General features: G+C 71.8%; 16 protein-coding genes. All 16 read right to left on the bottom strand.

The annotated features are described in order from the left end of the window. Positions 1-5: 5 nt before the first annotated feature. A complete protein-coding gene (locus tag FHX82_RS26125) occupies positions 6-2,423 on the bottom strand; it encodes a beta-L-arabinofuranosidase domain-containing protein (protein WP_221216561.1) in 2,418 nt (805 codons plus the stop codon). After that, positions 2,420-5,344: a glycosyl hydrolase gene (locus FHX82_RS26120; RefSeq protein ID WP_145934275.1), complete on the bottom strand. Its 2,925-nt coding sequence runs from the start codon at positions 5,342-5,344 to the stop codon at positions 2,420-2,422. The genes FHX82_RS26125 and FHX82_RS26120 overlap by 4 nt, the downstream gene beginning before the upstream one ends. Next, complete coding sequence (locus FHX82_RS26115) at positions 5,341-8,658, bottom strand: glycosyl hydrolase (RefSeq protein WP_183176844.1); 3,318 nt, start codon at positions 8,656-8,658, stop codon at positions 5,341-5,343. The genes FHX82_RS26120 and FHX82_RS26115 overlap by 4 nt, the downstream gene beginning before the upstream one ends. Before the next feature lie 13 nt (positions 8,659-8,671). After that, on the bottom strand, positions 8,672-11,908 hold the full coding sequence (locus FHX82_RS26110) for a family 78 glycoside hydrolase catalytic domain (RefSeq protein WP_145934274.1): 3,237 nt from the start codon (positions 11,906-11,908) through the stop codon (positions 8,672-8,674). A gap of 127 nt (positions 11,909-12,035) precedes the next feature. Continuing rightward, the gene (locus FHX82_RS26105) at positions 12,036-12,233 is read right to left on the bottom strand and encodes a LuxR C-terminal-related transcriptional regulator (RefSeq protein ID WP_145934273.1); all 198 of its coding nucleotides are present in this window, start codon (positions 12,231-12,233) and stop codon (positions 12,036-12,038) included. A gap of 13 nt (positions 12,234-12,246) precedes the next feature. Continuing rightward, positions 12,247-12,831: a LutC/YkgG family protein gene (locus FHX82_RS26100; RefSeq protein WP_145934272.1), complete on the bottom strand. Its 585-nt coding sequence runs from the start codon at positions 12,829-12,831 to the stop codon at positions 12,247-12,249. Further along, positions 12,828-14,279 carry a lactate utilization protein B gene (locus FHX82_RS26095; protein WP_145934354.1) on the bottom strand — a complete coding sequence of 484 codons (1,452 nt, stop codon included), beginning with the start codon at positions 14,277-14,279 and terminating at the stop codon, positions 12,828-12,830. Before FHX82_RS26095 ends, FHX82_RS26100 begins: the two co-directional genes overlap by 4 nt. A gap of 17 nt (positions 14,280-14,296) precedes the next feature. Next, positions 14,297-15,022 (bottom strand): (Fe-S)-binding protein, encoded by a 726-nt coding sequence (locus tag FHX82_RS26090; protein WP_145934271.1) that lies wholly within the window; start codon positions 15,020-15,022, stop codon positions 14,297-14,299. After that, positions 15,019-16,476, bottom strand: coding sequence for a rhamnulokinase (locus FHX82_RS26085; protein ID WP_145934270.1), 1,458 nt, complete (start codon positions 16,474-16,476; stop codon positions 15,019-15,021). The genes FHX82_RS26090 and FHX82_RS26085 overlap by 4 nt, the downstream gene beginning before the upstream one ends. Next, positions 16,476-17,921 (bottom strand): L-fucose/L-arabinose isomerase family protein, encoded by a 1,446-nt coding sequence (locus tag FHX82_RS26080; RefSeq protein WP_145934269.1) that lies wholly within the window; start codon positions 17,919-17,921, stop codon positions 16,476-16,478. The genes FHX82_RS26085 and FHX82_RS26080 overlap by 1 nt, the downstream gene beginning before the upstream one ends. Positions 17,922-17,934: 13 nt before the next feature. After that, positions 17,935-19,965 carry a bifunctional aldolase/short-chain dehydrogenase gene (locus FHX82_RS26075; RefSeq protein ID WP_145934268.1) on the bottom strand — a complete coding sequence of 677 codons (2,031 nt, stop codon included), beginning with the start codon at positions 19,963-19,965 and terminating at the stop codon, positions 17,935-17,937. A gap of 3 nt (positions 19,966-19,968) precedes the next feature. Further along, a complete protein-coding gene (gene rhaI, locus FHX82_RS26070) occupies positions 19,969-21,144 on the bottom strand; it encodes an L-rhamnose isomerase (protein WP_145934267.1) in 1,176 nt (391 codons plus the stop codon). Then, complete coding sequence (locus FHX82_RS26065; protein WP_221216592.1) at positions 21,141-21,425, bottom strand: L-rhamnose mutarotase; 285 nt, start codon at positions 21,423-21,425, stop codon at positions 21,141-21,143. The genes rhaI and FHX82_RS26065 overlap by 4 nt, the downstream gene beginning before the upstream one ends. 108 nt (positions 21,426-21,533) lie before the next feature. Further along, positions 21,534-22,598, bottom strand: a complete 1,065-nt coding sequence (gene rhaS / locus FHX82_RS26060) for a rhamnose ABC transporter substrate-binding protein (RefSeq protein WP_145934265.1) — start codon at positions 22,596-22,598, stop codon at positions 21,534-21,536. Positions 22,599-22,616: 18 nt separating this feature from the next. After that, positions 22,617-23,609, bottom strand: coding sequence for an ABC transporter permease (locus tag FHX82_RS26055; protein ID WP_145934264.1), 993 nt, complete (start codon positions 23,607-23,609; stop codon positions 22,617-22,619). Further along, positions 23,602-24,618, bottom strand: coding sequence for an ABC transporter permease (locus tag FHX82_RS26050; RefSeq protein ID WP_145934353.1), 1,017 nt, complete (start codon positions 24,616-24,618; stop codon positions 23,602-23,604). Before FHX82_RS26050 ends, FHX82_RS26055 begins: the two co-directional genes overlap by 8 nt.

Below are 24,618 nucleotides of genomic sequence, written 5' to 3'. Positions count from 1 at the left end.
CCACTTTAGTGATCCGCCAGCCTCCGCACCTCCTCGTCCGGCAGGGCCCTGCTGTACAGCCGGAAGTCGGCCACGGCGCCGTGGAGATACGGGTGTTTCGGGTTCTGCGAGCGGCCCAGGTAGTTGTTCTGGGTGGCGCCGAGCAGCAGCGGGGTCATCAGCGGCGCCGGGTTGCTGCCCGTGAGTGCGCCGTCGAAGTACAGGCGCATTCCCGAGGCTCCGCCGATGGTCACCGCGACATGCGTCCACGTGCCCGCGGGCAGGGCCACCGCCGCGTCGACGTAGTCCTCCGCCGCCATGCCGCCGAGTTTCATCGCGCAGCGGGCGACCCCGAGGCCGGTCCGCGGGGTCAGGAACAGGTACGACTGCGCGTTGAAACCCAGGTCGAACACGCGCGCCGAGTTCACCACCGTGTCCACGCGCACCCACATCGCCACCGTCAGCTCGGTCAGGTTCGCCAGCAGGCCCGAGCCGAGCCGGACGTGCGCCTTCACCCCGTCCAGCTCCACGCCGCGCGGGCCGAACACCGCGCCGTCGGCGAGGGTCGCGTCCGGCCAGCGTCCCCCGCGCTCCCGGGTGTCCGTCAGCGGGTACAGCGCCACCGTTTTCGGGGCCGGGCGCTCGGGTGGCAGGGCGAAGTAGACGCTGTAGTGCTCGTGCTGCACGTCGAGGAACGGGCTCAGCCGCAGCCGTTCCTCCCCCGCCCGCACGCTGAACTCCCCCGCTCCGGGCTCCCGGCGCAGGCTTCCCGGGTCCACCGAGGGAATCACCGGCGGTGGCGCGTCGCCGTGGCGGGCGGCCAGCACCAGCGGGCCGTAGGTGAGCGCGTGCACCGCCGGGTTGTCCGGCGCGGCCAGCCAGCGCGGCGCCATCGGCAGGCGCAGCTCCACGACGTCTCCGGCCCGCCAGCGCCGCCGGATCGTCGCGAACGTGCCCGGGCGGGCGGGAACCGCGGCGCGCCCCACGGTCAGCGACGGGCGCGAGACCCACGACGGAACGCGGATCCGCAGCGCGAACTCGCCCGTGGCGTCCACCCGCAGCCGGACCGTCTCGTCGTAGGGGTACTGGGTCTCCAGCGTCACCCTGCCACCGGCGAAGTCCACTGTGGACGGGATGAACAGGTTGACGTACAACGTGTCGCCCGCGGTGAAGTAGATGTTCTCCGCGTACTTGGTGTGTGTCTCCAGCCCGGTGCCGTGGTCGCAGGTGAAGTTGCCGTAGTCGCTGCTGTAGGTGCCGGGGTCGGAGACGACGCCTTCCTTGCCCTTGCGTTCGGTGCCCGGCGTCAGCCCGGTGTAGTAGGTGACGAACCCGTGCGGCGACTGCGGGTCCTGCTCCCCCAGCAGCTGGTTGAGCAGGGTCCACTCGTAGTAGTCCAGGTAGCCGGTGCGCTCGGGGTCCTGCAGGAACAGCAGGCGCGAGAGCTTGAGCATGTTGTAGCTGTTGCAGTTCTCGCACGTGTTCTCGCCGAGCTGGCTGACGATCTGGTCGGGCGGCCCGAAGAACTCGGCGTTGGCGTTGCCGCCGATGACGTAGCTGTGGTGGTGCACCACCTGGTCCCAGAAGTACGTCGCGATCGTGCGGTACTTCGTCTCCCTGGTGACGTCGAACTCCGCGGCCGCGCCGACGATCTTCGCCAGGTCGGTGTTGGCGTGCCGCCCGGACAGCGTGTCCTGCCGCTGCGACAACGGCGTGAAGATCTCGTCGTGGTCGAACCGGCGCGCCAGCCCCAGGTGCAGCGGGTCCCGGGTGACGGCGTAGAGGTTCGCCAGCGCCTCGTTCATCCCGCCGAACTCGGTGTGCAGCACCGCCTGCATCGCCTCGTGGGTCAGCTTCGACGTGCGGCCGTCGACCCACCGCGCGATGCCGAGGGCGACCTCGAGCGCCTGGCGGTTGCCGAGCAGGCGGTGCTGGTCGAGCAGGCCGGCCAGGATCTTGTGGATCGTGTAGTAGGGCGCCCACACCACCTTGCCGGCTTCGAGGTCGGCGAACGCCTGCTCGGGGAACGCCGAGAGGTAGCCGGACGGCGCCTGGCACTGCGCCAGTGCCGACACCAGCCGGGCGCTCTTCGCGGTCAGCTCGGCGTCACCGGTGTTCGCGGCGGCCTGCGCGAGCCCGGACAGCAGGTGCCCGGTGGTGTGCCCGCGCAGCTGGATGGTCGGCGCTTCCCAGCCACCGCACGGTTCGGCGGTGCTGGGCAGCCCGGCGGTCACGCGGAACATGTGCAGCAGCCGGTCGAGGTCGACGAACCTCAGGTACGCCACGGTGCGGCGCATGTTCTGCAGGTACCGGCTCTCCAGCAGCTCCACCTTGCCCAGCGCGACCGGCGAGAACGGCTCGGCGGCGCCGGCGGACGCGGGAAGCGCGGCCGCGAGCCCGAGGAGGGCTCCGGCGGTGAGGACCGTGCGGCGGGACGGGTTCACCGGACCTCCACCTGCCGGTAGGGCACCAGCCGAACGGGGCCGACGAGGCCGTACGCCTGGCGGGCGGCGATGCCGAAGACCGCGGGATTCGTCACGCGCAGGCGGTTGTTGAGCGTGGTCGCGATCTCGACCTCGATGGTGTTGCGGCCGGGCCGCAGCCACGGGCCCACGTCGACGACGGTGTCGAGCACGTCGGCGGGCGGCAGCGGGGCGCCGTTGACCCGGACGCGGTAGGTGTCGAACACCTCGCCGAGGTCGAGGTACGCGCCGAGGCCGCGGTCACCGGACCACTGCACGGTGGTGCGGTAGCGGCCGACGCCCGAGACGTCCTCCAGTCCCGGGATCGACGGCCAGGGCGCGAGCACGGTCAGCGACAGGCGCCGCACCGGTTTCACCGTCTGGGTCGGGGTCGCGCCCGGCTGCCAGTCCTCCACCTCCAGGTCCCAGGTGGACAGTGGTACCGGGTCGGGGACGGCGCCGACGGTCGTGCGCACGACGCGTCCGGTGGACAGGGTCGTCGAGTAGGTGCCCGCGGTGGCGCTGCGCAGCACCAGCCTGCCGTCGAGGTAGCGGACCGCGTCGGCGTCCGTGGCGGTGGCCGACGGGCCGCGGTCGGCAGGGCCGAGCGCGACGATCATCGACTGTCCCGGGTTGAGCTTGACGCGCACCCGGATCTTGTCGCCGGAGCGCTCGTAGACGCCAAGACGTTCCACCCGTCCCGTCCAGGCGTCCAGAATGGACGGTTGCGCGTTCCGGGTGCCCGCGGTGAGCCAGACGTCCTGGTCCACGGCGGTGATCTTGCGGTTCTCCGCGTGCCGGGCGTTGGCGATGTAGTAGTAGTCGGTGTCGCCGTCGATCCGGTGCACGGTCATCACCGTGGACGTGGCGTGCTCGACGTCGCGGGTCACGCCCAGGTCCGCCAGCGCGGCGGGGATCCCGGTCTGGTCGGTCACGACCCGCACGGTCTTCAACGCGGTCAGCTGGGTGATCAGCGCTTTGAGCTGGTCGTTCTCCCCGGGCTGGGCGATGCCGACGGTGTGTACGTCGGACCAGTCACCGAGGACGACGGTCGGCAGGCCCGCACGGGCGAGGTCGAGCAGCCGCCGCGCGCCCCGCACGCTGAGGGTGTGCTCGCTGCCGTGGAACTGGTCGCCGCCGAGGATCAGCGCCTTGTAGGCGGGTCCGTCGGGCGCCAGCCTGCCGTCGCGTACGACGGCGGAGGGCAGTTCGAGCACGGCCTCGTCGACGAACCCGTGGGTCCAGCCGATCGGGATCGCGTCGTTGGTGGCCCACGGCGCGCCGATGCCGGTGTTGCCCCAGCCCTGCTGGCGGTAGAACACCAGGTCCGTCTGCGGTTTCCCGGTGCGCAGCACGAGCTGGGTGCGGGCGAACCAGCCCGCGATGTCAGGCACGTGCCCCCACGTCGGCTGCCGCGGGCCCCACGCTTCGGCGTAGCCGATGCCGGTGCCGTTGTACGGGGAGAACGCGGCGAACCCCGGCCAGGCCGCGCCGGGCGCGTCGGCGTAGGCGAACCCGTGCAGCACCGCCTGGTTGACCCCGCCCGCGAAGGCGCTGCCCATCGTCTGCAGCACCTTGTCCCACGTGGTGTTGTAGGCGCCGTTGGCGTAGGCCGCGGACTCGCACGACAGCAGCTGCCTGCCGCCCAGGTCCCGGCCCGAGGCGAGGCCGCGGTAGTCGTCGAGGTTGTGGAACCCCAGCGACTCCCCCTCGGGCACGTCGAGCAGCGCGGCGCTGCGGATCGCGTCGGTGCGCAGGCCGTAGGGCTGCACGCGCAGCGTCATACCGAGGCTGTGGGCGAAGTCGCGGATGGGGATGAGGTGGTTTTCGTGGTAGAGGTCCGAGAGCACCTGGTTGTAGTCGTCGCGCACGTGGTCGGCGGTGGCGGACCCGGTGGTGCCGCCGAACGCGAACGGGTACTTCCCGGACTTCTGCACGATCACCGGGAGGTACGGCGTCAGGTCGTAACCGGCGCGGCGGCGGAACTCGGCGAGGAAGTCCGGGGACCAGATCGTCGCGTCGGTCTCGATCTCCAGCGAGTCCTCGAACAGGTTGTCGCCGACGGCACGCAGCAGCGCGCGGATCTCGCGGGTGAGGATGGTGCGGTTCCACTCGTCGAGCACGGCCTGGGTGCCCGCGGCGCCGAAGTGGTCGACGACGTACGCGAGCGGCGAGGTGTGCGGCCCGGCCTCGGGTTGCTGCGCCGAACCACGTGACCAGTACGCCAGCAGGACCCACGTGCCGCCGGGGGAAGTCCAGTCGACGAGTCCGTTGTGGACGTCGACTGTGCGCACGGTGGCGGGGTCGAGGGTGACCGTGGTGGCGGTGGCCGAGCCGATGACCTGCGCGGCCTGCACCAGCACGAGGTCCTGCTTGCCCACCCCGGCCTCGGCCGGGACGACCGCGGCGGGCGGCGGGCCGCTGTAGGTGCCGTCCACGACGACGACGCCGTGCGCCAGCTCCTTGCTCGCCGCGTGGTCGTCGGGCGTGATCGTCGGCACCGCGGTGGGCCAGCACGGACCCATCGCGAGGTCGACCCGCAGCCCGCGGGCGCGGGCGCGGCGCAGCGCGGTCTCCACCGCGGCGAGCCACGCCGGGGTGCCCCAGCCGTGGCCCTCAGGGTCCATCACGGTCCGGACGCTGTGGTGCACGTCCTGGATCTCGACACCGCCGAAGCCGGCATCGGCGATCTGGTCGACCTCGCGGGCGATCTCGTCGAGGTCGACGAGCCCGTGCGGCCACCACCAGCGGAACTTCGCCGCGGTGCTCGCGTCGGGCCGGGCGAACTGCTGGGCGAACGGCCTGGCGGGCGAGGCGAGCGCGGGCGGGACCCAGTTCACGGCGGACGCGACGCCGAGCGCGGCTCCGGCGGCCAGGACGGTGCGGCGTGAGACTCTGGTCATCTGGTGGCCTCCAAACGGGCGGGGACGACGGCCTGCGGGCGCAGCGAGACCGGGCCGACGAGGCCCGAGGCGAGGATCTTGTTGCGCGAGTTGGCCAGCGTGTTGGTGACGTGGACGCTGATCGTGTTGACGCCGGGGTGCAGCGCCGTGGTGGCGTCCACTGTGTACGGACGCCACAGCGCGGTGGGCAGGGTGGTGCCGTTGACCGTCGCGGTGGCGAGGTCGTGCACCTCGCCGAGGTCGAGGATCAGCTTGCGCTGCGCCAGGTCCGCGGCGGTAAGGGTGACGGTGGTGGTGTAGTCGGCGCTGCCGGAGAACGTGGGCGCGAACGTGGTCCAGGAGCCCAGCGGGCGTTCGGCCGCCACGGCGCCGTCCTGGTCGAGCCTGACGGTCCACGGGCCGTTCAGCGCGATCGGCGCGAGCGGGTCGGTGACCTGCACGGTGCCGCGGTAGGTGCGGCCGTTGTCCTGCCCGGTGAGCGGGTAGGTGCCGGGGGCGGACGTGGTGACGTTCGCCTGCAGGGTCCGGCCGGTGGCGGTCACCGAGTCCGCGGGCAGGGTGCCGTCGGTCAGGTGCGCGGTGGCGCGGACCCCTTGGCGGAACACGACGGCGAGCGTTTCGTAGGGCTGCAGGGTGATCGGCACGCCGGTGCTCGCGCGGCCGCTCTGGTAGGCGGTCGCGACCTTCGTCGAGCCGGTGCGCGGGTCCCAGATCTCCGGCGTGCCACCGACGGGGAGCGTCGCCGTGGTGGTGACGACCTGGTCGCTCTCGTTGTTGAGCAGGAACGCGATGTCGTTGCCGCGGCCGGTCCGCGAGACCCGCACCGAGGAAGCGGCGGGCTGCAGGGACGCGGCGGCGAACCCGGCCTGCTGGGCGAGCGCGGGCAGCGTGTTCACGTCGTCGACGAGCGCGACCGCGCCGAGGCCGCGTTGCTGCCAGGACGTTCCGGCCTTGCCGAACAGGAGCTTGAGCGCGGTCTGCAGCTCGGCGTCATGACCGTTCGCCTCACGCTGCGGCAGCGGGCCGACGGCGGCGAGGTGCCCGCCGGCCAGCACGAACAGTGACAGCGAGCGGACGGTCTGCAGGTCCAGCACCGGGGTCTTCGGCAGGACGGCTTCACGGTAGCTGGCCTGACCCACCTTGAGCGAACCGAGCCACGGCAGGGCCTGGTAGCGGGCGTTCGGGTCACCGGACAGCGACGAGTCGGACAGCAGGTCGAAGTCGACCTGGCCGCGTTCCAGCGCGAACGAGGTCTCGTCGAAGTCGCTGTCGAGCTGGTGGCTCGTGTCGGCGGCCCGGGTCTGCTCGGCGGCGCGCTGCGGCTGGATGAGCGCGGTCTGCGCCAGGTTCTCCCCCCGGCCGACCTCCATCACCCGCCCGATCCACGCGTCCACGTCCGGCATGTCGGCCCAGAACGTGCTGCGGGGCCCGAACGGCGGGGCGAAGGTCACCGAGGTCTCGTCGGTGTACATCGCGTGCAGGAACGTGAGGTTGACGCCGCGGGTGGCGAGCGCGCCGGTGGTGGCGTGCATGTACTCGGGCGCGACCTGCCAGCCCGCGTTGCCGAAGGTCTCCATCAGCATCCGCGGCGCGCCGCTCTGGTGCGCGACGGACGCGCCGTTGCGGCCCAGCGTGGTCTGCTCACCGGCGGTGTAGTCCGTGGTGATCATGTCGCTGCCCGGGACCTGCGCCCACTGGTTGTCCTTGGTGAGGTCGCCGGTGGAGTTCATCCGCGACTGCGGGGACTGCTCGTCCAGCAGCGGGTTGGTGATCAGCTGCAGGCCGTGGCCTGCCATCCAGTCGGCCTCGCGGTGGTAGTAGTTCTGCGAAAACAGGTTGTTCACCGCACGCCAGTAGGTGCCCGCGGCCCGGTCGGCCGTCGCGTCGAGGCCGTCGGCGGCCGCGGTGTAGGCGACGCCGGGGGTGCCGCCCGCCGCGCGGATGGCGTCGGCGAGCCCGGGCGACCAGGCGAGGCGCTTGAACGGGTGCGGCTGCGCGGAGGCGATGAACGGTTCGTCGTCCCAGAAGCCGGGCACGACGGTGCCCATGGCCCACCGGAAGCGGTCGTAGTACTGCTGCGCGACGGCCCGCAGGAACGCGTCGGTGGCCTTCGGGTCGAGCAGGTCGAGGTAGCCGCGGGTGTAGCCGTTGGAGTCGTCCTGCAGCAGGGTCTGGGAGTACACGTCGAGCTGCCACGTACCGGCGGGCACCTGCCAGCTGCCGCCCTGGACCTCCTGCGCGGCGGTGGTGCCCAGCGGCCGGGCCGCCGAGGCGGTGATGCCGGCCAGGTTCGCGCGGGTGGCCGGGAAGTCGGCCAGGCTGCTCGCGTTGTCGAAGGTGGACGACCACAGCTTCGTGCCGTCCGGCGCGGTCACATCGAGGTTGTCCCACTGGGTGCGCTGCGTGCCCTCGGCGGACACGGCGGCGGCGCCCGCGGGGTAGCTCGCGTCGGTCGCGGCGGGCTGCGCGGTGTTGTTGATCTTCGGGGTGATCGTGTTCCCGCTGACCGTGACGCTGATCTTCTGGGTGTGGGTCGGGGTGAACCCGGGGGTGTTGACGCCGGTGGTCAGCCGCGTCCGGGTTGAACCGTCCACTTTGTACACGCTCGCGGCGCCCTTGGCATCGACGTCGACGAGGTAGCCGTGCGTGCCGTCGCTGCGCACGGCCAGCTGCACGCCGCCGGAGGTGAGGGTGGCGGTGCCACTGACGGTGTAGTCGGTCCAGCCGGCGCCCTTCGTGATCGGCGCCATGCCGGGCGTGATGCCGGGGTCGTCGACGAGCTTGCCGCTGTCGACGGACAGGCCGGTGGTCTGGGCGAGCTGCACCGTGGCGGGCCCGGTGACGATCCGGGTGGAACGCACGAGTCCCTTGAGGCGCAGGTTCGGGTCCTGCGCGGCGACGACGTTGGCGCCGCGGCCGCTGGGAAAGTTGTTGTCGTTGAACAGCCAGATCTTCATCCCGGTGCGTTGCGCCTCGCGCAGCACGTGCCCGACGAGCGTGAACCAGTCCTCGGACAGGAACACCGGCTTCATCGAGTCGCCGCCGAGCGGGAACAACACGGCCTCGTAGATGCCCTTGTCCCGCATCTCGGCCATCTGCTGGTCGGTGATGTCGCTGGTGATCGTGTTGTTCCAGTACCAGTAGATCGCCGGGCGCGAGTCCTTCGGCGGGTTCGCGAAGGCCGCGGGATCGAAGCGGTCGAGCCGCGTGGTCTCGGCCGGGCCGGTGTCCTTCGCGACCGCGGGGGTCGCGACGGTGGTGACGCCGAGCGCGGTCACGACCGCGAGCACGACGGACAGCAGTGTCCTGCGCATGGGTTTCCCTTTCTCAGCGCACGAAGGAGCGGAAGGTCCAGGAACCGGCGCCGACCGCGAACACGGTCTCGCCGTTCTCGACCCGCAGGAAGCGGCCGAGTCCGAACAGGACGGTGCCGGGCACGTGCACCTCGGCGGTCGCGCCCGGGGGCACGGTCACGTCGAGGCGGTACTGGTGGTCGTCCTTCGTCCACGAGGTCGCGACCTGGCCGTACTTGCTCTCGTAGCTCCCGGAGGCCGACTTCAGGTCGCCGACCACGGCGGGGTCGATGACGAGCTCGCGGAAACCGGTGGAGTCCGCCGTCTGCTCGATGCCCGTCAGGCGCGTGGTGAGCCACGCGTCCATCGCGCCGAGCATGAAGTGGTCCTGCGACTGGCCGCTGCCGCCGTCCCAGGTCTCCCCCAGCGCCGTCAGCCCGGACACGACCTGGTGGCCGAGGCTGGGGCTGGTGGTCTGGGTCGCGACGGTGTAGACCACGTCGTCGCGCCCGGACTCGGAAAGCACGCGCAGCACGGACGGGAACGAGATCTCGCCCATGACCAGGTGCCAGCCGGCGTTCTGGATGGTGTCGACGAGGTGCCGCACCTGGGCGGCACGCAGATCCGCCGGCACCGCGCCCATGTCGAGCGCGAGCGCCGTGGCGCCCTGGCCGCCGGTGCTGAACAGGCCGGTCGAGGCGTTGTAGTACTTGGCCCACAGGGCTTTCGCCATCGCGTCGGCCTGCGCCTGGTAGCTGGTGGCGTCCCCGGTGTGGCCGAGCACGCGGGCGATCTGCGCGAGCCCGTCCGCGATCGCCCAGACGCCGAACGTGCCGGTGACGTCCTTCGGCACGGCCGGGCTCTCGGTGGAGATCCAGTCGCCGAGGCTGTAGTTGTAGACGCCATTGGCCCAGCGGCTGCTCTGCCCGGTCAGGTAGGCGAGGTAGCGCTGCATCGCCGGGTAGTACCGCGTCAGCAGGTCGGTGTCGCCGTAGGTCCGGTACGCCTTGAGCGGGACCAGGACGAGCGCGCCACCCCAGTTCGGGTCGTCGCGGTAGGCGCCGGCGAGGGTGGTGTAGTCGGGCACCGTGCTGGGCACCATGCCGGTCGCGTCCTGCCCGTCGGCGATGTCCTGCACGATCTTGCCGAGGTAGGCCTCGACGTCGTAGTTGCGGGCGATGGTGTCGAAGGCGAGCTGGTCCTGCTCCAGCCAGCCGAGCTTCTCGCGGCTCGGGCAGTCGGTGAGGATGCTCTGCATGTTGTTCTCCAGCGCGTGCCGGGTGAGCTGGTGGATCCCGTCGAGCACGTCGTCGGAGGTGTCGAAGGTGCCCGCGGAGGCGTTGTCGGCCATGACCCGCAGGCCGGTGACCGACAGCTGCGCGTCGTCGGGCACGCCGATCACCGTCAGGTAGCGGAAGCCGTGGTAGGAGAAGTCCGGGTGCCAGGTCTGGGTGCCGCCCTTGCCGGTGAAGCTGTCCCAGACGGGGGCACCGACGTTGCTGGTGGACTGGTCGGCCTGCCCGTCGCGCAGCGCTTCTGACGGGAAGACGCGGATCGTCGTGCCGGCCGGGGCGGTGAGGGTCACCTGCGGCAGGCCCGCGATGTTGCGGCCCACGTCGTAGACGCGCACGCCGGGCGCGGGACGGGAGATCTCCTGGCCGGGCAGCGTTTCCACCACCCGCACGGGCTCACTCTGGTGGGCGGTCAGCTGGACGGGGTTGCTCACGGGCACGGCCGCGGACCACGACGCCCGGTCGGTGCCGGGCTTGTCCCAGCCCGGGATCTCGCGCCGGGCGTCGTAGTCCTCGCCGCCGTACCAGTTGGACGCGGTGGTGGCGCCGAGCGTGGTGCGCCAGCTCGCGTCGGTGCCGACGCGCCGGACGCTGCCGTCGGCCATCGTCAGCTCCAGCTGCGCGATCACCTGGGGGTCGTCGGCGGTGCGGGCGAACTTGCGGTAGCGGCCGGAGGTGTGCAGCGCGTCGGCGGTGCCGTTGCCGACCGCGAGACCGATCGTGTTGGCGCCACCGCGGAGCTGGTTCGTCACGTCGTAGGCGGCGTAGGTGACGCGGTCGGTGTAGTCGGTGTTGCCCGGTTCGAGCACGGCGTCGCCGACACGCTGCCCGTTGAGGCTGGGCACGTAGACGCCGACGCCGCTGACGTAGAGCCGGGCGCTCGTGACGCGGCCGGACACCGAGAAGTCCTTGCTGAACACGGGAAGCGCGGGCGGCAGCCACGGCTGCGGGGGCTGCTGGCCGGTGACGGCCGCGGCGACGGTGAACGGCCCGGCGGCGTCGTTCGCGGTCTGGACGGTGTAGTCGACCGGGAAGTTCGGGGTCCGCCCGTCGGCGGTGAGGGTGTCGGTGCGCGGGTAGAGCACGAGCTGGTCGAACGCGTGGGTGGCGCCGAGGTCGATCGTCAGCCACACGTCGGCGTCGGCGGAAGCGTGGGCGGCGCTCTGGTACCCGGCCGTCGTGGTGTCCTCGGGGTTGGTGGTGAGCTGGCCGTCGGCCAGCAGGGCCGGGTCCCATTCCTTGCGCACGGTCTGGGTTTCCGAGGCGGTGAGGTACTTCCCGCGCCCGTCGGCGAGGTTCACGCCGGGGTTGGTGCTGTCGCGCACCTGGAGCTCGGCCAGCTGCAGCCGGTAGGTCAGGTCGGGGAAGCGGCGGGTGTCGCCGGTGGTGACCAGCCGGTTCTGGCTGTCCAGGGGCTCTTCGGCGAGCGGGAGGCCCAGCTTGGTGACGTCGAGCTTGACGAAGCGGGCGTTCTGCGCGGGCAGCGGCACGACGACGGGGCTCGGCTGCTTGGTGCTCAGCTGCCACTGGGAGTTGGTGATCCAGCCCGCCGACCAGTCCTGTTGTGCCAGGCCGGTTTCGAACCAGGTGGGCGCGCTCCAGGCCGAGGGGATCGCGCCGGACCAGACCCGCACCCGCCAGTAGACGCGCTGACGGCTGCCCAGCGCCTTCCCGGCGTAGTCGACCGAGACGTCCTGGCTCGCGACGCGGCCGGTGTCCCACAGGTCGGGGTGGGCGAGCCTGGCCTCGGAGGTGGCGGCCTGGATCTGGTAGGCGGTCTGGCCCAGCAGGACGGTCTGCCAGCTCAGCGCCGGGGTCCGGTCGTCCGTCCCGAGTGGACGGTCCTGGTGCGCGGACCGCAGGTCGGTGACGCCGAAGAGGTGACCGGTGGCGTTCGCGGGCACGGCCGTGCCCGCGAACAGCAGGGCGGCGAGGCCGGCCACGGCGGTCAGGGGACGGAGGCGGGATCGGATGCGCACGGCGGCTCCTGGTGCGGCCGGTGGGGAACGGCCTGGATTCGGCAGTGAATCGTTTCAAACGGGGAGATTACGGTGGTTTTCGTTGCGGGACAAGAAACTCGTCCGGAACCGGACAGCGGGAAAGCGGTTACACGAGGCCGCGCCGGGCCGCCCAGACGACGGCCTGGATGGGGGTGGCGAAGCCGAGGCGGTCGCAGATGGCGCGCAGGCGGCGGCGCACGGTCCGGTCGGACAGTTCGAGCCGCCGCGCGATGGCCTCCAGCGGCAGCCCTTCGGCGAGCAGCTGCAGCAGGTCGAGCTCGTCGCGTTCGAGCGCTTCGGTCACTACGCCCACCTCCTCACCCGCCGGCCACGACGATGACGTGCAGGGTGCGTGGCCCGTGCACCCCTTCCACGCGGTTCAGCTCGATGTCGCTGGTCGCGCTGGGCCCGCTGATCCACGTCTGCGGGCGGGCCGGGTCGAGCGCGGCCACGGCCTGCGGCACGCCGGGCACGATCTGGTCCTCGCGCAGCACGCAGACGTGCACGTCGGGCACGAGGCTCAGCGCGCGGCGGCCCTGCCCCGGCCCGGAGTCGAGCACGATGGTGCCGGTGGTGGCGATGCCCAGCGCGGCCGTGGTGACCACCGCGTCGCAGGAGTCGAGGTCGTCCGCGTCCGGCGTGCCGTCGATCTCGACCGGAAAGCCTTCGGGGACAAGGACTTTCCGCGCGTCGCCAAGCGCGGCGCGGATCGTTCCGGGCAGTTCGGCCGCGGTGCAGCGGGTGAGGGTGGCCCGGTAGTCGACGACCCGTTCGGCGAACAGCTCCACGATGTCGCCGTCCGGGCGCGCCGAGCGGTAGCCGCGGGGTACCGGGGTTTCCGTGCGGTCGGCGTCGCGCAGGGCACCGCGGACGGCCGACAGGATCTCGTCGCGTGCGCTCACGGCCGCCCTCCCCTGCGCCACCACGTGCGGAACGACTCCGGGGGCGGAGCCGGCACGTCGCGGGCGTTCGTCCACAGTGAACCCGGCCACGGCAGGCGGGTCAGCGCGCGGCGCCCGCCGGGCAGGACGCGCTTGCCGAACCGGGTGAGCACCTTGTTCGCCACGCCGAGGCCGCGTTCGGCGAACCCGAGCCGCCGCGCGTCCGCGAGCGTCCAGGCGGCGGCCTTCATCGCGGCGGCCTCCGGTTTCGGGGCTCCGCCGCGGTGCGCGTCGACGACCTTGGTGCGCAGGTGCACCAGCACCTCGGGGATGTCGATGCGGACCGGGCAGGCGTCGAAGCACGCGCCGCACAGGCTGGAGGCGTAGGGCAGGGAGTCGGTCTGCTCGTCCACGCCGACGCCCTTGAGCAGCGGGTTGAGGATCGCGCCGATCGGCCCGGGATACACCGACCCGTAGGCGTGGCCGCCGGTGCGCTCGTAGACCGGGCACACGTTGAGGCACGCGGAGCAGCGGATGCAGCGCAGCGCCTGGCGGCCGACCTCGTCGGCGAGCGCCCGGGTGCGACCGTTGTCCAGCAGCACGACGTGCATCTCCCGCGGGCCGTCGCCGGGGGTGATGCCGGACCACGTGGAGGTGTAGGGGTTCATCCGCTCGCCGGTGCTGGAGCGGGGCAGCAGCTGGAGGAACACGTCGAGGTCGGCCCAGGTGGGCACGATCTTCTCGATGCCGACCACCGACACCAGCACCTCGGGCAGCGTGAGGCACATGCGGCCGTTGCCCTCGGACTCGACGACGACGAGCGTGCCGGACTCGGCGACGGCGAAGTTCGCACCGGAGACGGCCATCCGGGCACGCAGGAACTTCTCGCGCAGGTGCAGTCGCGCGGCCCCGGCCAGCTCGGCGGGCTCGTCGGACAGTCCCGGTGGCGCGGGGCGCCCGGCGGCGGCCATCCGGTCGCGGAAGATCTCGCGGATCTCGGCGCGGTTGCGGTGGATCGCGGGCACGAGGATGTGGCTGGGCAGGTCGTCGCCGAGCTGGACGATCAGCTCGGCGAGGTCGGTCTCCCAGGCGGTGACGCCGTGCTCGGCGAGGGCTTCGTTGAGCCCGATCTCCTGCGTGGCCATGGACTTCACCTTGACCACCTCGTCGACCTGGTGGTCCTGCGCGATTCCGGCGACGATCGCGCACGCCTCGGCCGCGTCCCGCGCCCAGTGCACGGTGGCGCCGCGTTCGGTCAGGGCCGCTTCCAGGGTGAGCAGGTGCTCGTCGAGGCGGCGCAGGGTGTTGTCCTTGATCGCCGCGCCGGCCAGGCGCAGCTCCTCCCACTCGTCCACCTCGCCGACGACGGCCGCCCGCTTGGCGCGGATCGTGCCGGTGGCGTGCGCGAGGTTGCGCCGCAGCTGGGTGTCGGCGAGCGCGTCCCGGGCGGCTTCGGGAAAGGCGGGCATCCCGACGAACGTGGCGGTCACGCGTCCTCCTCAGTTGAGGCCAGCACATCGGCCAGGTGCAGCACCCGCACACCGGAGCGTTGCCGCGAGAGCAGGCCGCCGACGTGCAGCAGGCACGAGTTGTCGCCCGCCACCAGCACCTCGGCGCCGGTTTCGCGCACGTGCCGGGCCTTGTCCGCGCCCATCGCGGTGGAGGTCTCGGCGTTCTTCACCGCGAACGTGCCGCCGAACCCGCAGCACTCCTCAGCGGCGGGCAACTCGACGAGGTCCAGGCCCTTCACCGCCCGCAGCAGCCGCAACGGCCGGTCGCCGACGCGCAGCATCCGCAGCGAGTGGCAGGTCGGGTGGTAGGTCACGCGGTGCGGGAAGTACGCGCCGACGTCGGTCACGCCGAGCACGTCGACCAGGAACTCGCTCAGCTCGTAGGTCTTCGGCCCGGCCTCGGCCAGCCGCGGCTCCCCCGCCCGCCGCGCGACGAGCGAGTGCTGGTGACGCGCCGAACCCGCGCACGACCCGGACGGGGTGACGATCGCGTCGTACCCGGCGAAGGCGTCGGCGAAGGCCCGCACCACCGGCACGGCCTCGTCGAGGTAGCCGGTGTTGACCATCGGCTGGGCGCAGCAGGTCTGCGCGGCCGGGAAGTCCGCGTCCACGCCGAGGCGGCGCAGCAGCCGGAACACGGCCTTGCCGGTGTCGGGGAACATCGTGTCGTTGATGCAGGTGACCAGGACGGCGACCTTCATGCCAGTGCTCCCGTGGTGAGGCGGGCTTCGGCGGCGGCCCAGTCGCCGCCGGAAGGCTCGTAGCGGCGCAGCGCCTGCGTCTCACGGACCAGCGCCCGCATGGCGGCGAGGTCGGGCAGCCCGGCGCCGAGCGCGCGGGCCTGGACCAGGACGTTGCCGAGCGCGGCGGCCTCGACCGGCCCGGCGAGCACCGGCACCCCGCAGGCGTCGGCGGTCAGCTGGCACAACAGCTCGTTGCGCACCCCGCCGCCGACGACGTGCACGACGTCCACGCTCCGGCCGGCCAGCTCCGCCGCCTGCCGCACCGTGCGCCGGTAGGCCAGGGCCAGACTGTCCACAATGCACCGGACCAGCGCGCCACGGGTCTCCGGCGGCCGCTGCCCGGTCTCGCGGCAGGCCGCGGTGATCCGGGCGGGCATGTCGCCCGGCGGCAGGAACTCCGGCGCGTCGAGGTCGACCACCGCCGCCAGTGCAGGCGCCTCGGCGGCTTCGGCGAGCACGGTGGCCAGCTCCACGCGTTCACCGCGGGCTTCCCACGTGCGCAGGGTTTCGGTCAGCACCCACAGGCCCATGACGTTGCGCAGGAACCGGATCGTGCCGTCGACACCGCCTTCGTTGGTGAAGTTCGCGGCGAGCGCGGCGTCGGACAGCTCCGGTTCGGCCAGCTCCAGCCCGACCAGCGACCAGGTGCCGGAGGAGATGTAGGCGGAGTTCGTGCCGGGTTCGGCGGGCACGGCGACGACCGCCGAGGCGGTGTCGTGCGAGCCGACGGCGATCACCGGCACCTCGGGCAGCCCGAGCTCCGTCGCCAGCTCCGCCCGGATCGTGCCGACGCGCGATCCCGGCTCCCGCAGCGGCGGCAGCAGACGCGGCGGAATCCCGGCCCGTTCGGCGAGGTCGAGCGCCCAGGTCCGCGACCGCACGTCGAACAGCTGCGTGGTGGAGGCGTTGGTGCGTTCGGCGCCGCGTTCGCCGGTGAGCCAGTAGTTCAGCAGATCCGGGATGAGCAGCATCGTGTCCGCGGCCGCGAGCCGGTCGCGTTCGGACACCAGCTGGTACAGCGTGTTGAACGGCAGCTGCTGCAGGCCGGTGACGTCGAACAGCTCCCGCAGCGGGATGCTCTTGGTCACCTGCTCGGCGACGCCGTCGGTGCGGGAGTCGCGGTAGTGCACGGGATTCCCGAGCAGGGTGCCGGACTCGTCGAGCAGCCCGTAGTCCACGGCCCAGGAGTCGATGCCGACACCCGAGACGTCACCCGCGGCCCGCAGCCCCGCGAGCGTCTCGCGGTAGATGCCGAGGATGTCCCAGTACAGCGTCGATCCGCCGGCGCGGGCCACCCGCACGGGCCCGTTGGGGAAGCGGTGCACCTCGTCGAGTTCGAGCCGCCCGGGGCCGACCGTCCCGGCCATGACCCGCCCGCTGGAGGCGCCCAGGTCGACCGCCGCGACGCGCATCACGGCGCCACCACGGTGAGGTCGAGGCCCATCAGGTCCGCGACGGCGGTCAGCTCCGCCACACGGTGACCGGTGCCCAGCGCCCAGTGGTGGTTCACGCCGCTGGCCGACCACGCGTCGGTCCACTCCCCCGGGTCGCAGCCGAAGTCCACCCGCGAGGTGGTGTTGCCGATCTCCAGCAGGGGCCCCGGCACCACCTCGCCCTCGGACGCGACGAGCACGAACTCCCCGTCGGCCCGCTGGCCCAGCCCGCACAGGGTGACCGGCCCGTGCCGCACGTCGAACTCCACCGACACGCCCCACCCCCGCTTGCCGTGGTACACCCCGAGCCCACGCAGCAGCGGCTTGCGGGCGCTGATCGCCAGATGCGCGGGCCCGTCGTGGCCCATCTCGACCACGCCGTCGCGGAAGTTCAGCGCCTGCAACTCGGTGAAGGAGCCACCGGCGCCGAGCCGGTCCAGCAGCAGCATGGCCAGCGAGTTGCGCAGCTCGTACTCCCCGGCCGCGGGGATGCCGCGCGCGGTGAGCAGGGAGGCGCCGAGGATGAACCCGGCGCCGACCCGCTCGTGGGTCTCCCCGTCGAGGCCGCGGTGGTAGTAGGCCAGCGAGTCGAGGGCGAAGTCCTCGACCAGCCGGTCGAGTGCGACGGAAACCCGGGCGCCCCACGCGAAGTCCTCGCCGGTGACCGAACTGTCCACAGTGAACAGTTCGCGCGCGAGGTCCATCCGCGCCCGGGTCTCGGCGTCGGTGACCTTTTCCACGCGCACGCGCAGGTCGTCGATCTCCAGGATCTCGACGTGCCCGCCGAGCTGGGCCGGCACCAGCGTGGGATCGGTGGCGACGTCGAGCATCCCGGGATACAGGTGACCGAGCAGGCCGTGGCGGCCGTGGCGGAACGCGGCCCGCACGCCCGCGGCCTTGACCCAGCGGCCGATCTTCGCCCAGGCCCGCTCGTCTTCGAGGTAACCCGACACCGAGCGGAACTCGACGCCGAGGCGGCGGAACGCGTTGGCCATCTCCGGCAGCGGACAGGCCCCGCAGTAGGCCAGCCACGCGCCGGTGCCGAAGCTCGCGTGGTCCATCGCCTCGGTCGGCTGGAGGTTGATCAGCAGCACCGGCGCGCCGCTGCGCTGCGCGACCGGCGCCAGCATGCTGGACGTCAGGTAGGTGGTCAGGAACCCGACGATCAGGTCGCAGTCCGCGGCCCGCAGCTGCTCGGCCGCGGCCGCGCCTTCCCGCTCGTCGGAGACGAACCCGGCGTCCACCACCTCACAGTCCAGACCGGACAACCGCTCGGCGGCCCGCCGCGCCGAGGCCCGCAGCTGCGGCAGCAGCTCGGGGAACTGCGGCCAGTACGCGCCGAGCCCGCCGGAGACGAGCCCGACGCGGGTGCGGCGCGGGGTGATGCGCTCCAGGCCCGCGGGCCGCGCGAGGGTGTCCGTCATGTTTTCCCTTTCCTCAGCGCAGGAACGCCGCCGCCACGCCCGCGTCGACGGGCACGTGCAGGCCGGTGGTGTGGGTCAGGTCGCCGCCGGTGAGGGCGAACACCGCGGCGGCCACGTGGTCGGGCAGCACCTCGCGCTTGAGGATGGTGCGCTGGGCGTAGAACTTGCCCAGGTCCTCCTCCGGGACGCCGTAGACCGCGGCGCGCTGCGCGCCCCAACCGCCGGCGAAGATGCCCGAGCCCCGCACGACCCCGTCGGGGTTGACCCCGTTGACGCGGATGCCGTGCTCGCCCAGTTCGGCCGCGAGCAGCCGCACCTGGTGGGCCTGGTCGGCCTTCGCCGCGCCGTAGGCGACGTTGTTGGGGCCGGCGAACACGGAGTTCTTCGACGAGATGTACACGATGTCGCCACCGATGCCCTGGTCGATCATCGCCTTCGCCGCGGCGCGCGAGACCAGGAACGAGCCCTTGGCCATCACGTCGTGCTGCAGGTCCCAGTCCTTCTCGGTGGTTTCCAGCAGCGGCTTGGAGATCGACAGCCCGGCGTTGTTGACCACCAGGTCGATCCCGCCGAACGCCAGCGCGGTCGCGTCGATCGCGGCCTGCACCGCGTCGGCGTCGGTGACGTTCGCCGTCACCGCGACGGCCTTGTCGGTGCCGCCGATCCCGCGCGCGACCTCCTCGGCGGCGTCCGCGTTGAGATCCGCGATCGCGACACAGGCGCCTTCGGCCGCGAGCCGCTCGGCGATGGCCTTGCCGATGCCCGAACCGGCCCCGGTCACGAGCGCGATCCGCCCGGCGAGCGGCTTCGGCTTGGGCATCCGCTGCAGCTTCGCCTCCTCCAGCGCCCAGTACTCGATCCGGAACTTCTCGCTCTCCGGGATCGGGGCGTAGGTGGAGACGGCCTCGGCGCCACGCATCACGTTGATGGCGTTGACGTAGAACTCGCCCGCCACGCGCGCGGTCTGCTTGTCCTTGCCGAAGGAGAACATGCCCACGCCCGGCACGAGCACGATGGCCGGGTCGGCGCCGCGCATCGCGGGGCTGCCGGGGTTCGCGTGCCGCTCGTAGTAGGCGCGGTACTCTTCGCGGTAGGCGGCGTGCAGCTCCTTCAGGCGCGCGACGACGTTCTCCAGCGGCGCGGTCGCGGGCAGGTCGAGCACGAGCGGGCGGACCTTGGTGCGCAGGAAGTGGTCCGGGCACGACGTGCCCAGCGCGGCCAGGGGCTGCAGCTTCTCCCGCGACAGGAACTCCAGCACCACGTCCGAGTCGGTGTAGTGACCGACCTGGCGCTGGTCGGTGGAGGCGAGCCCGCGGATCACCGGCGCCAGCGCGGCGGCGCGTGCCCGGCGTTCCTGCTCGGGCAGCGGCTCGAAGCCGGGTACGACGGCGCCGAACGGCTCGGCCTTGCCGCGCTCGGCCAGGAACTTCTCGGCGGTGCGGATGATGTCCAGCGAGTTGCGCTGACACTCCTCGGAGGTGGCGCCCCACGCGGTGATGCCGTGACCGCCGAGGATCACGCCGATCGCCTGCGGGTTGGCGCGCTTGACCGCCGCGATGTCCAGGCCGAGCTGGAAACCGGGGCGGCGCCAGTCGACCCACACCACGCGGTCGCCGAAGCACTCCTTGGTCAGCGCGGGCCCGTCGGCGGCGGTGGCCAGCGCGATGCCGGAGTCCGGGTGGAGGTGGTCCACGTGCGCGGCGTCGACCAGTCCGTGCATCGCGGTGTCGATCGAGGGCGCGGCACCGCCGCGGCCGTGCAGGCAGTAGTCGAACGCGGCGACCATCTCGTCCTCGCGCTCGACACCGGGGTACACGTCCACGAGCGCGCGCAGCCGGTCCAGCCGCAGCACGGCCAGCCCGGCCTGGGTGAGGGTGCCGAGGTCGCCGCCGGAACCCTTGACCCACAACAGGTCCGCGGGCCGGCCGGTGACGGGGTCGGTCTCGCTGCCCTTGGCGGAGGTGTTGCCGCCGGCGTAGTTGGTGTTGCGCGGGTCGGCGCCGAGGGCGTTGCTGCGCGCGATGAGCTCTTCGGGCACGGTCATGGTTCAGGCTCCCCATCCGGCCTGCTGGCCGCCGGCCCGCTCGGCCTCGATCTGCTGCTGGTACCCGCTGCGGGCGTAGGCGGCGACGGGATCGGGGTCCAGGCCCGCGTCCTCGCGCACCTCGGCCAGGAGCGGCCGCACGTCGGTGTTGTAGGCGTCCATCAGGATCGCGTTCGCTTCGAGCACGTTGCCCTCGCGCTGGGCGGCGCGCAGGGCGTCCCGGTCGACCAGCAGCGCCTTCGCGGTGGCCTCCTGGACGTTCATCACCGAACGGATGACCGCCGGGATCTTGCGCTCGATGTTGTGGCACTGGTCGAGCATGAAGTTGATGCCGTAGGCCGGGTCGAGCGCGTCCCCGCGGACGATCTCGTACATGATCCGGAACAGCTGGAACGGGTCGGCCGCGCCGGCCATCAGGTCGTCGTCGGCGTAGAAGCGGGAGTTGAAGTCGAACGCGCCGAGCTTCCCGGCACGCAGCAGGAACGCGACGATGAACTCGATGTTCGTGCCCGGCGCGTGGTGACCGGTGTCGATGCACACGGTCGCCTTCTCCCCGAGCTGGAGGCAGTGCGCGTAGGAGGTGCCCCAGTCCGGGATGTCGGTGGCGTAGAAGGCGGGCTCGAACAGCTTGTACTCCAGCAGCAGCCGCTGGTCGTCGCCGAGCCGCTCGTAGGTCTCGCGCAGCGCCTCGGCGAGCCGGTCCTGCCGGTCGCGCAGGTCGTCCTGGCCGGGGTAGTTGATCCCGTCGGAGAACCACAGCTTCAGGTCCCGCGAGCCCGTGGCGTCCATGATGTCGATCGCCTCGAGCAGGTGGTCGGTGGCCTTGCGGCGGATCCCGGGGTCGGGGTTGGTCACCGAGCCCAGCTTGTAGTCCTCGTCCTGGAAGACGTTGGTGTTGATCGCCCCGATCTCCACCCCGAGGTCGCGGGCGTAGCGGGTCAGGGCGCCGAAGTCCTCGACGCGGTCCCACGGGATGTGCAGCGCCACGCTCGGCGCGACCCCGGTGAACCGGTGCACGGTCGCGGCGTCGGCGATCTTCTCCTCCGGGGTGCGGGGCACGCCCGGCTGCGGGAAGACCTTGAACCGCGTGCCGGAGTTCGCATAGCCCCACGACGGGGTTTCGATCCGCTGGGCCCGCAGTGCGGACTTCACAGCCGTCAGGTCGGACACTTGGATCACTTTCCTTCTAGGTGGAAGACCTCGGTGAGCAACTGGAACCCCTCGTCGGGACCGCGGCCCTCCAGGCCGGTGAAGAACTCCGCCATCTCCGCCTGCCAGCGCGCGTTGACCTCCGTCTCGGCCATCGCCGCCTGCGCGGCTTCGAGGTCGTCGGCCTCGACGTAGCCGATGAGCAGGCCGTCCTCGCGCAGGAACAGCGAGTAGTTGCGCCAGCCGGTGTCGGTCAGCGCCTGGCGCATCTCCGGCCACACCGCCCGGTGCCGCTCGGCGTACTCGGCCATCCGCTCGGGCTTGACCTGGAGGCAGAAGCAGTACCGTGCCACGATCCGTCCTTTGTGGAACCCTGTGGAACCCGGCCGGGCCGCTCGCGGCGGCCCGGCCGGACGTGCTCAGAAGTTGAACTGGTCGATGTTCTGCGCGGTGAACACGGTCGGCGGGCCGAGCACGATCTCACCGTTCGCGCCGACGGTGTAGTCGCCGAGCTTGCCCGCCTTGAACTTCTGGCCCTCGGCGCCGGTGATCTGGCCGGAAGCCAGCGCGACACCCGCGTACGCGGCCAGGTAGCCGATGTCGGCCGGGTTCCAGAGCGCGAACTCCTTCACCGTGCCGTCCTTGATGTACTGGCGCATCTGGTTCGGGGTGCCCAGACCGGTCACCGCGACCTTGCCCTTGTAGTTCGACGAGTCGATGTACCGGGCGGCGGCCGCGATGCCGACGGTGGTCGGCGAGACGATCACCTTCAGGTTCGGGAACGACTGCAGCAGGCCCTGCGCCTCCTGGAACGACTTCTGGTCGTCGTCGTTGCCGTAGGCGATCTTGTCCAGCTTCAGGTTCGCGTACTCCGGCTTGGCCAGCTCCTGCTTCACCACGTCGATCCACGCGTTCTGGTTCGTGGCGTTCGGCGTGGCCGAGAGGATCGCGATCTCCCCGGAGCCACCGGCCAGCGAGGCGGCCGACTTCACCAGCTGCTCACCGATGCTCTGCGTGGTGGCCTGGTTGATGAACACGTCGCGGCAGTCCTTCGCCGCGTCGGAGTCGAACGCGACGACCTTGATGCCCGCGGTCCGCGCCTGGTTCAGCGACGGGCACACGGCGTTCGGGTCGTTCGCGGCGATCCCGATGACGTCCTGCTGCTGCTGGATGAGCGTGTTGATGTAGCTGACCTGCGACGACGCGCTCGCGTCGTTGGGGCCGACCAGCTTGTACTCGCCCTTGAGCTCGCCCAGCGCGGTCTGGCCGCCGCCGACCTCGATGTCCGAGTACGGGTTGTTCAGCTGCTTGGGCAGGAACGCCATCTTGACGCCGGTCTTGGTGGCGGCGTTCGGGTCGGCCTGCGCGGTGGACTGGTTGCCGCCGCCGGAGGAGCTGCTGTCGTTCTTGGTGGTGCCGCCGCACGCGGCGAGCGTCAGCACCAAGGCCGCTGACACCGCGCCGGCGAGGAGTCGTCTGGTCATGGTCGGAATTGCCTTTCTCTATGTGGTCGCCCGGCGCCGCAGGTGAGCCCGGGTTCTGGTGACGATGTTGGGCAGGAGCACCGAGATGATCAGGAGCACGCCGGTGACGATGTTGAGCGCCTCGTTCGACACGTCCTGCAGGCGCAGTGCGTTCTGGAGGGTGGCCAGCAGCACCACGCCGGCGAGCACGCCGGGGAGCGTGCCCTTGCCGCCGAAGATGGACACGCCGCCGAGCAGCACCGCGGCCACCACGGCGAGTTCGAGGCCCGCGCCGTTGTCCGCGCGGGCACTGGAGTAACGCAGGGTCCACAGCACCCCGGCCAGCCCGGCGACCGCGCCGCTCGCGACGTACAGCCAGAACTTCAGGCGCCCCACGCGGATCCCCGCGAACCGGGCCGCCTGCTCGTTCGCGCCGGCGGCGAACACCGCGCGCCCGATCGGCGTCGCGTGCAGCACCACCCCGAACACGATCGCGAGCACCACCAGCGGGATGAGCACGTTCGGGATCGGCCCGCCGCCGATGGTCCCGGTGACCCACGTCGTGTAGTCCCGCGGGAAGTCGGCCACCGCGTTGTCGCCCAGCACCACGAACGCCAGCCCGCGGTAGAGGGCGAGGGTGCCGATGGTGACCGCCAGCGACGGCAGCTTCAGCACGGTCACGAAGAACCCGTTGAGCGCCCCGAGCACCGCCCCCAGCACGACACACAGCGGCATGATCGACTCGATCGACATGCCCTTGTCCCACAGGTCGCCCATCACGGCGGAGGTGAGCCCGAGGGTGCTGGCCACCGACAGGTCGATCTCGCCGGTGACGATCACGAACGTCATCGGCAGCGCGACCAGCGCGATGGGCAGCAGGTCCAGCAGCAGGAACGTGAAGTTGCGGCTGCTGCCGAAGTTCTCCACCGCCCCAGAGGCGATGACCAGCACGACGACCGTGATGACGATGACGGCGGCGTCCCAGCTCGCCAGCCGCGAGAGCCAGGCGGGCCGTGTTCCCTTCTCAGACATGGGAATCCCTCTTCTTCAGTGCCCGGGCGACGCGCACGGCCACGAGCCGGTCGGCGCCGATGGCGAGCAGGATCAGCGCGCCGACGATGGCCTGCTGCCAGAACTGGTTGATGTCGAGCACGGCCAGCGCGCTGCCGATGACGGTGAGCAGGAGCGCACCCAGCCCGGCGCCCCACACCGTGCCGCTGCCGCCGAACACCGCGACCCCGCCGACCACGGCGGCCGCCACCACGTTGAGCTCCATCCCGTTGCCCGCCGCGGCGTCGATCGTGCCGAACCGCGCCGCGAACAGCACCCCGGCGACCCCGGCCAGCGCCCCGCTGACGAGGAACGCGGCGATCGTGTTGCGCCCGACCTTGATGCCGGCCAGCTCCGCGGCCTGCGGGCTGGACCCCATCGCGTACAGCTCGCGCCCGGCGCGGTAGTTGCGCAGCACGATCCCGGCGACGACGAGCACGATCACCGCGATCAGCACCAGCCACGGGATGCCGAGGATCGAGTCGTGCCCGAAGGCCAGGAACGACGCGGGCAGCTTGTCGGCGTTGATCTGCTCGCCGCCGGCCCAGAAGTAGACGACGCCGCGGTAGGCGTAGAGCGTGCCGAGGGTGACCACGAGCGCGGGCACCTGGCCGAACCGCACGAGCACGCCGTTGAGCACCCCGCACACCGCGCCGATCGCGAGACCGGCGAGCAGCGCGACGATCGTCGGCAGGCCCTGGTTGTCGCGCAGCAGCGCGCCGACCGCGAACGCCGAGAGCCCCAGCACCGAGCCCACGGACAGGTCGATGTTCCGGGTGATCATCACGACCGCCTGCCCGACCGCGAGCACCGCGAGGATCGCCGTGCCGAGCAGGATGTCGCGGATGCTCTGCCCGGACAGGAACCGGGAGTTCTGCGTCGCGGTGAACGCGACCAGCACCACCAGCGCGAGCACGATGCCCGACTCGCGCGCCTTGAACACCGCCCCGAACACCGAACGCCCTCCCGGCGCGGTCACCTTGCGCGGCAC

The sequence above is a fragment of the Amycolatopsis bartoniae genome, from assembly GCF_014191255.1.
GTDB classification, from domain to species: domain Bacteria; phylum Actinomycetota; class Actinomycetes; order Mycobacteriales; family Pseudonocardiaceae; genus Amycolatopsis_E; species Amycolatopsis_E bartoniae.
Note: the sequence above shows the minus strand (reverse complement) of the source record. Positions and strands in the feature narration are given on the sequence as shown.

Bases quoted from the DNA above. Each gene is read 5' to 3' on its own strand.
- FHX82_RS26115 (WP_183176844.1), bottom strand. From the start codon at position 8,658: ATGCGCAGGACACTGCTGTCCGTCGTGCTCGCGGTCGTGACCGCGCTC.
- rhaS (WP_145934265.1), bottom strand. From the start codon at position 22,598: ATGACCAGACGACTCCTCGCCGGCGCGGTGTCAGCGGCCTTGGTGCTG.
- FHX82_RS26085 (WP_145934270.1), bottom strand. From the start codon at position 16,476: ATGCGCGTCGCGGCGGTCGACCTGGGCGCCTCCAGCGGGCGGGTCATG.
- FHX82_RS26090 (WP_145934271.1), bottom strand. From the start codon at position 15,022: ATGAAGGTCGCCGTCCTGGTCACCTGCATCAACGACACGATGTTCCCC.
- FHX82_RS26065 (WP_221216592.1), bottom strand. From the start codon at position 21,425: ATGGCCGAGTACGCCGAGCGGCACCGGGCGGTGTGGCCGGAGATGCGC.
- FHX82_RS26075 (WP_145934268.1), bottom strand. From the start codon at position 19,965: ATGACCGTGCCCGAAGAGCTCATCGCGCGCAGCAACGCCCTCGGCGCC.
- FHX82_RS26120 (WP_145934275.1), bottom strand. From the start codon at position 5,344: ATGACCAGAGTCTCACGCCGCACCGTCCTGGCCGCCGGAGCCGCGCTC.
- FHX82_RS26095 (WP_145934354.1), bottom strand. From the start codon at position 14,279: ATGCCCGCCTTTCCCGAAGCCGCCCGGGACGCGCTCGCCGACACCCAG.
- FHX82_RS26055 (WP_145934264.1), bottom strand. From the start codon at position 23,609: ATGTCTGAGAAGGGAACACGGCCCGCCTGGCTCTCGCGGCTGGCGAGC.
- FHX82_RS26080 (WP_145934269.1), bottom strand. From the start codon at position 17,921: ATGACGGACACCCTCGCGCGGCCCGCGGGCCTGGAGCGCATCACCCCG.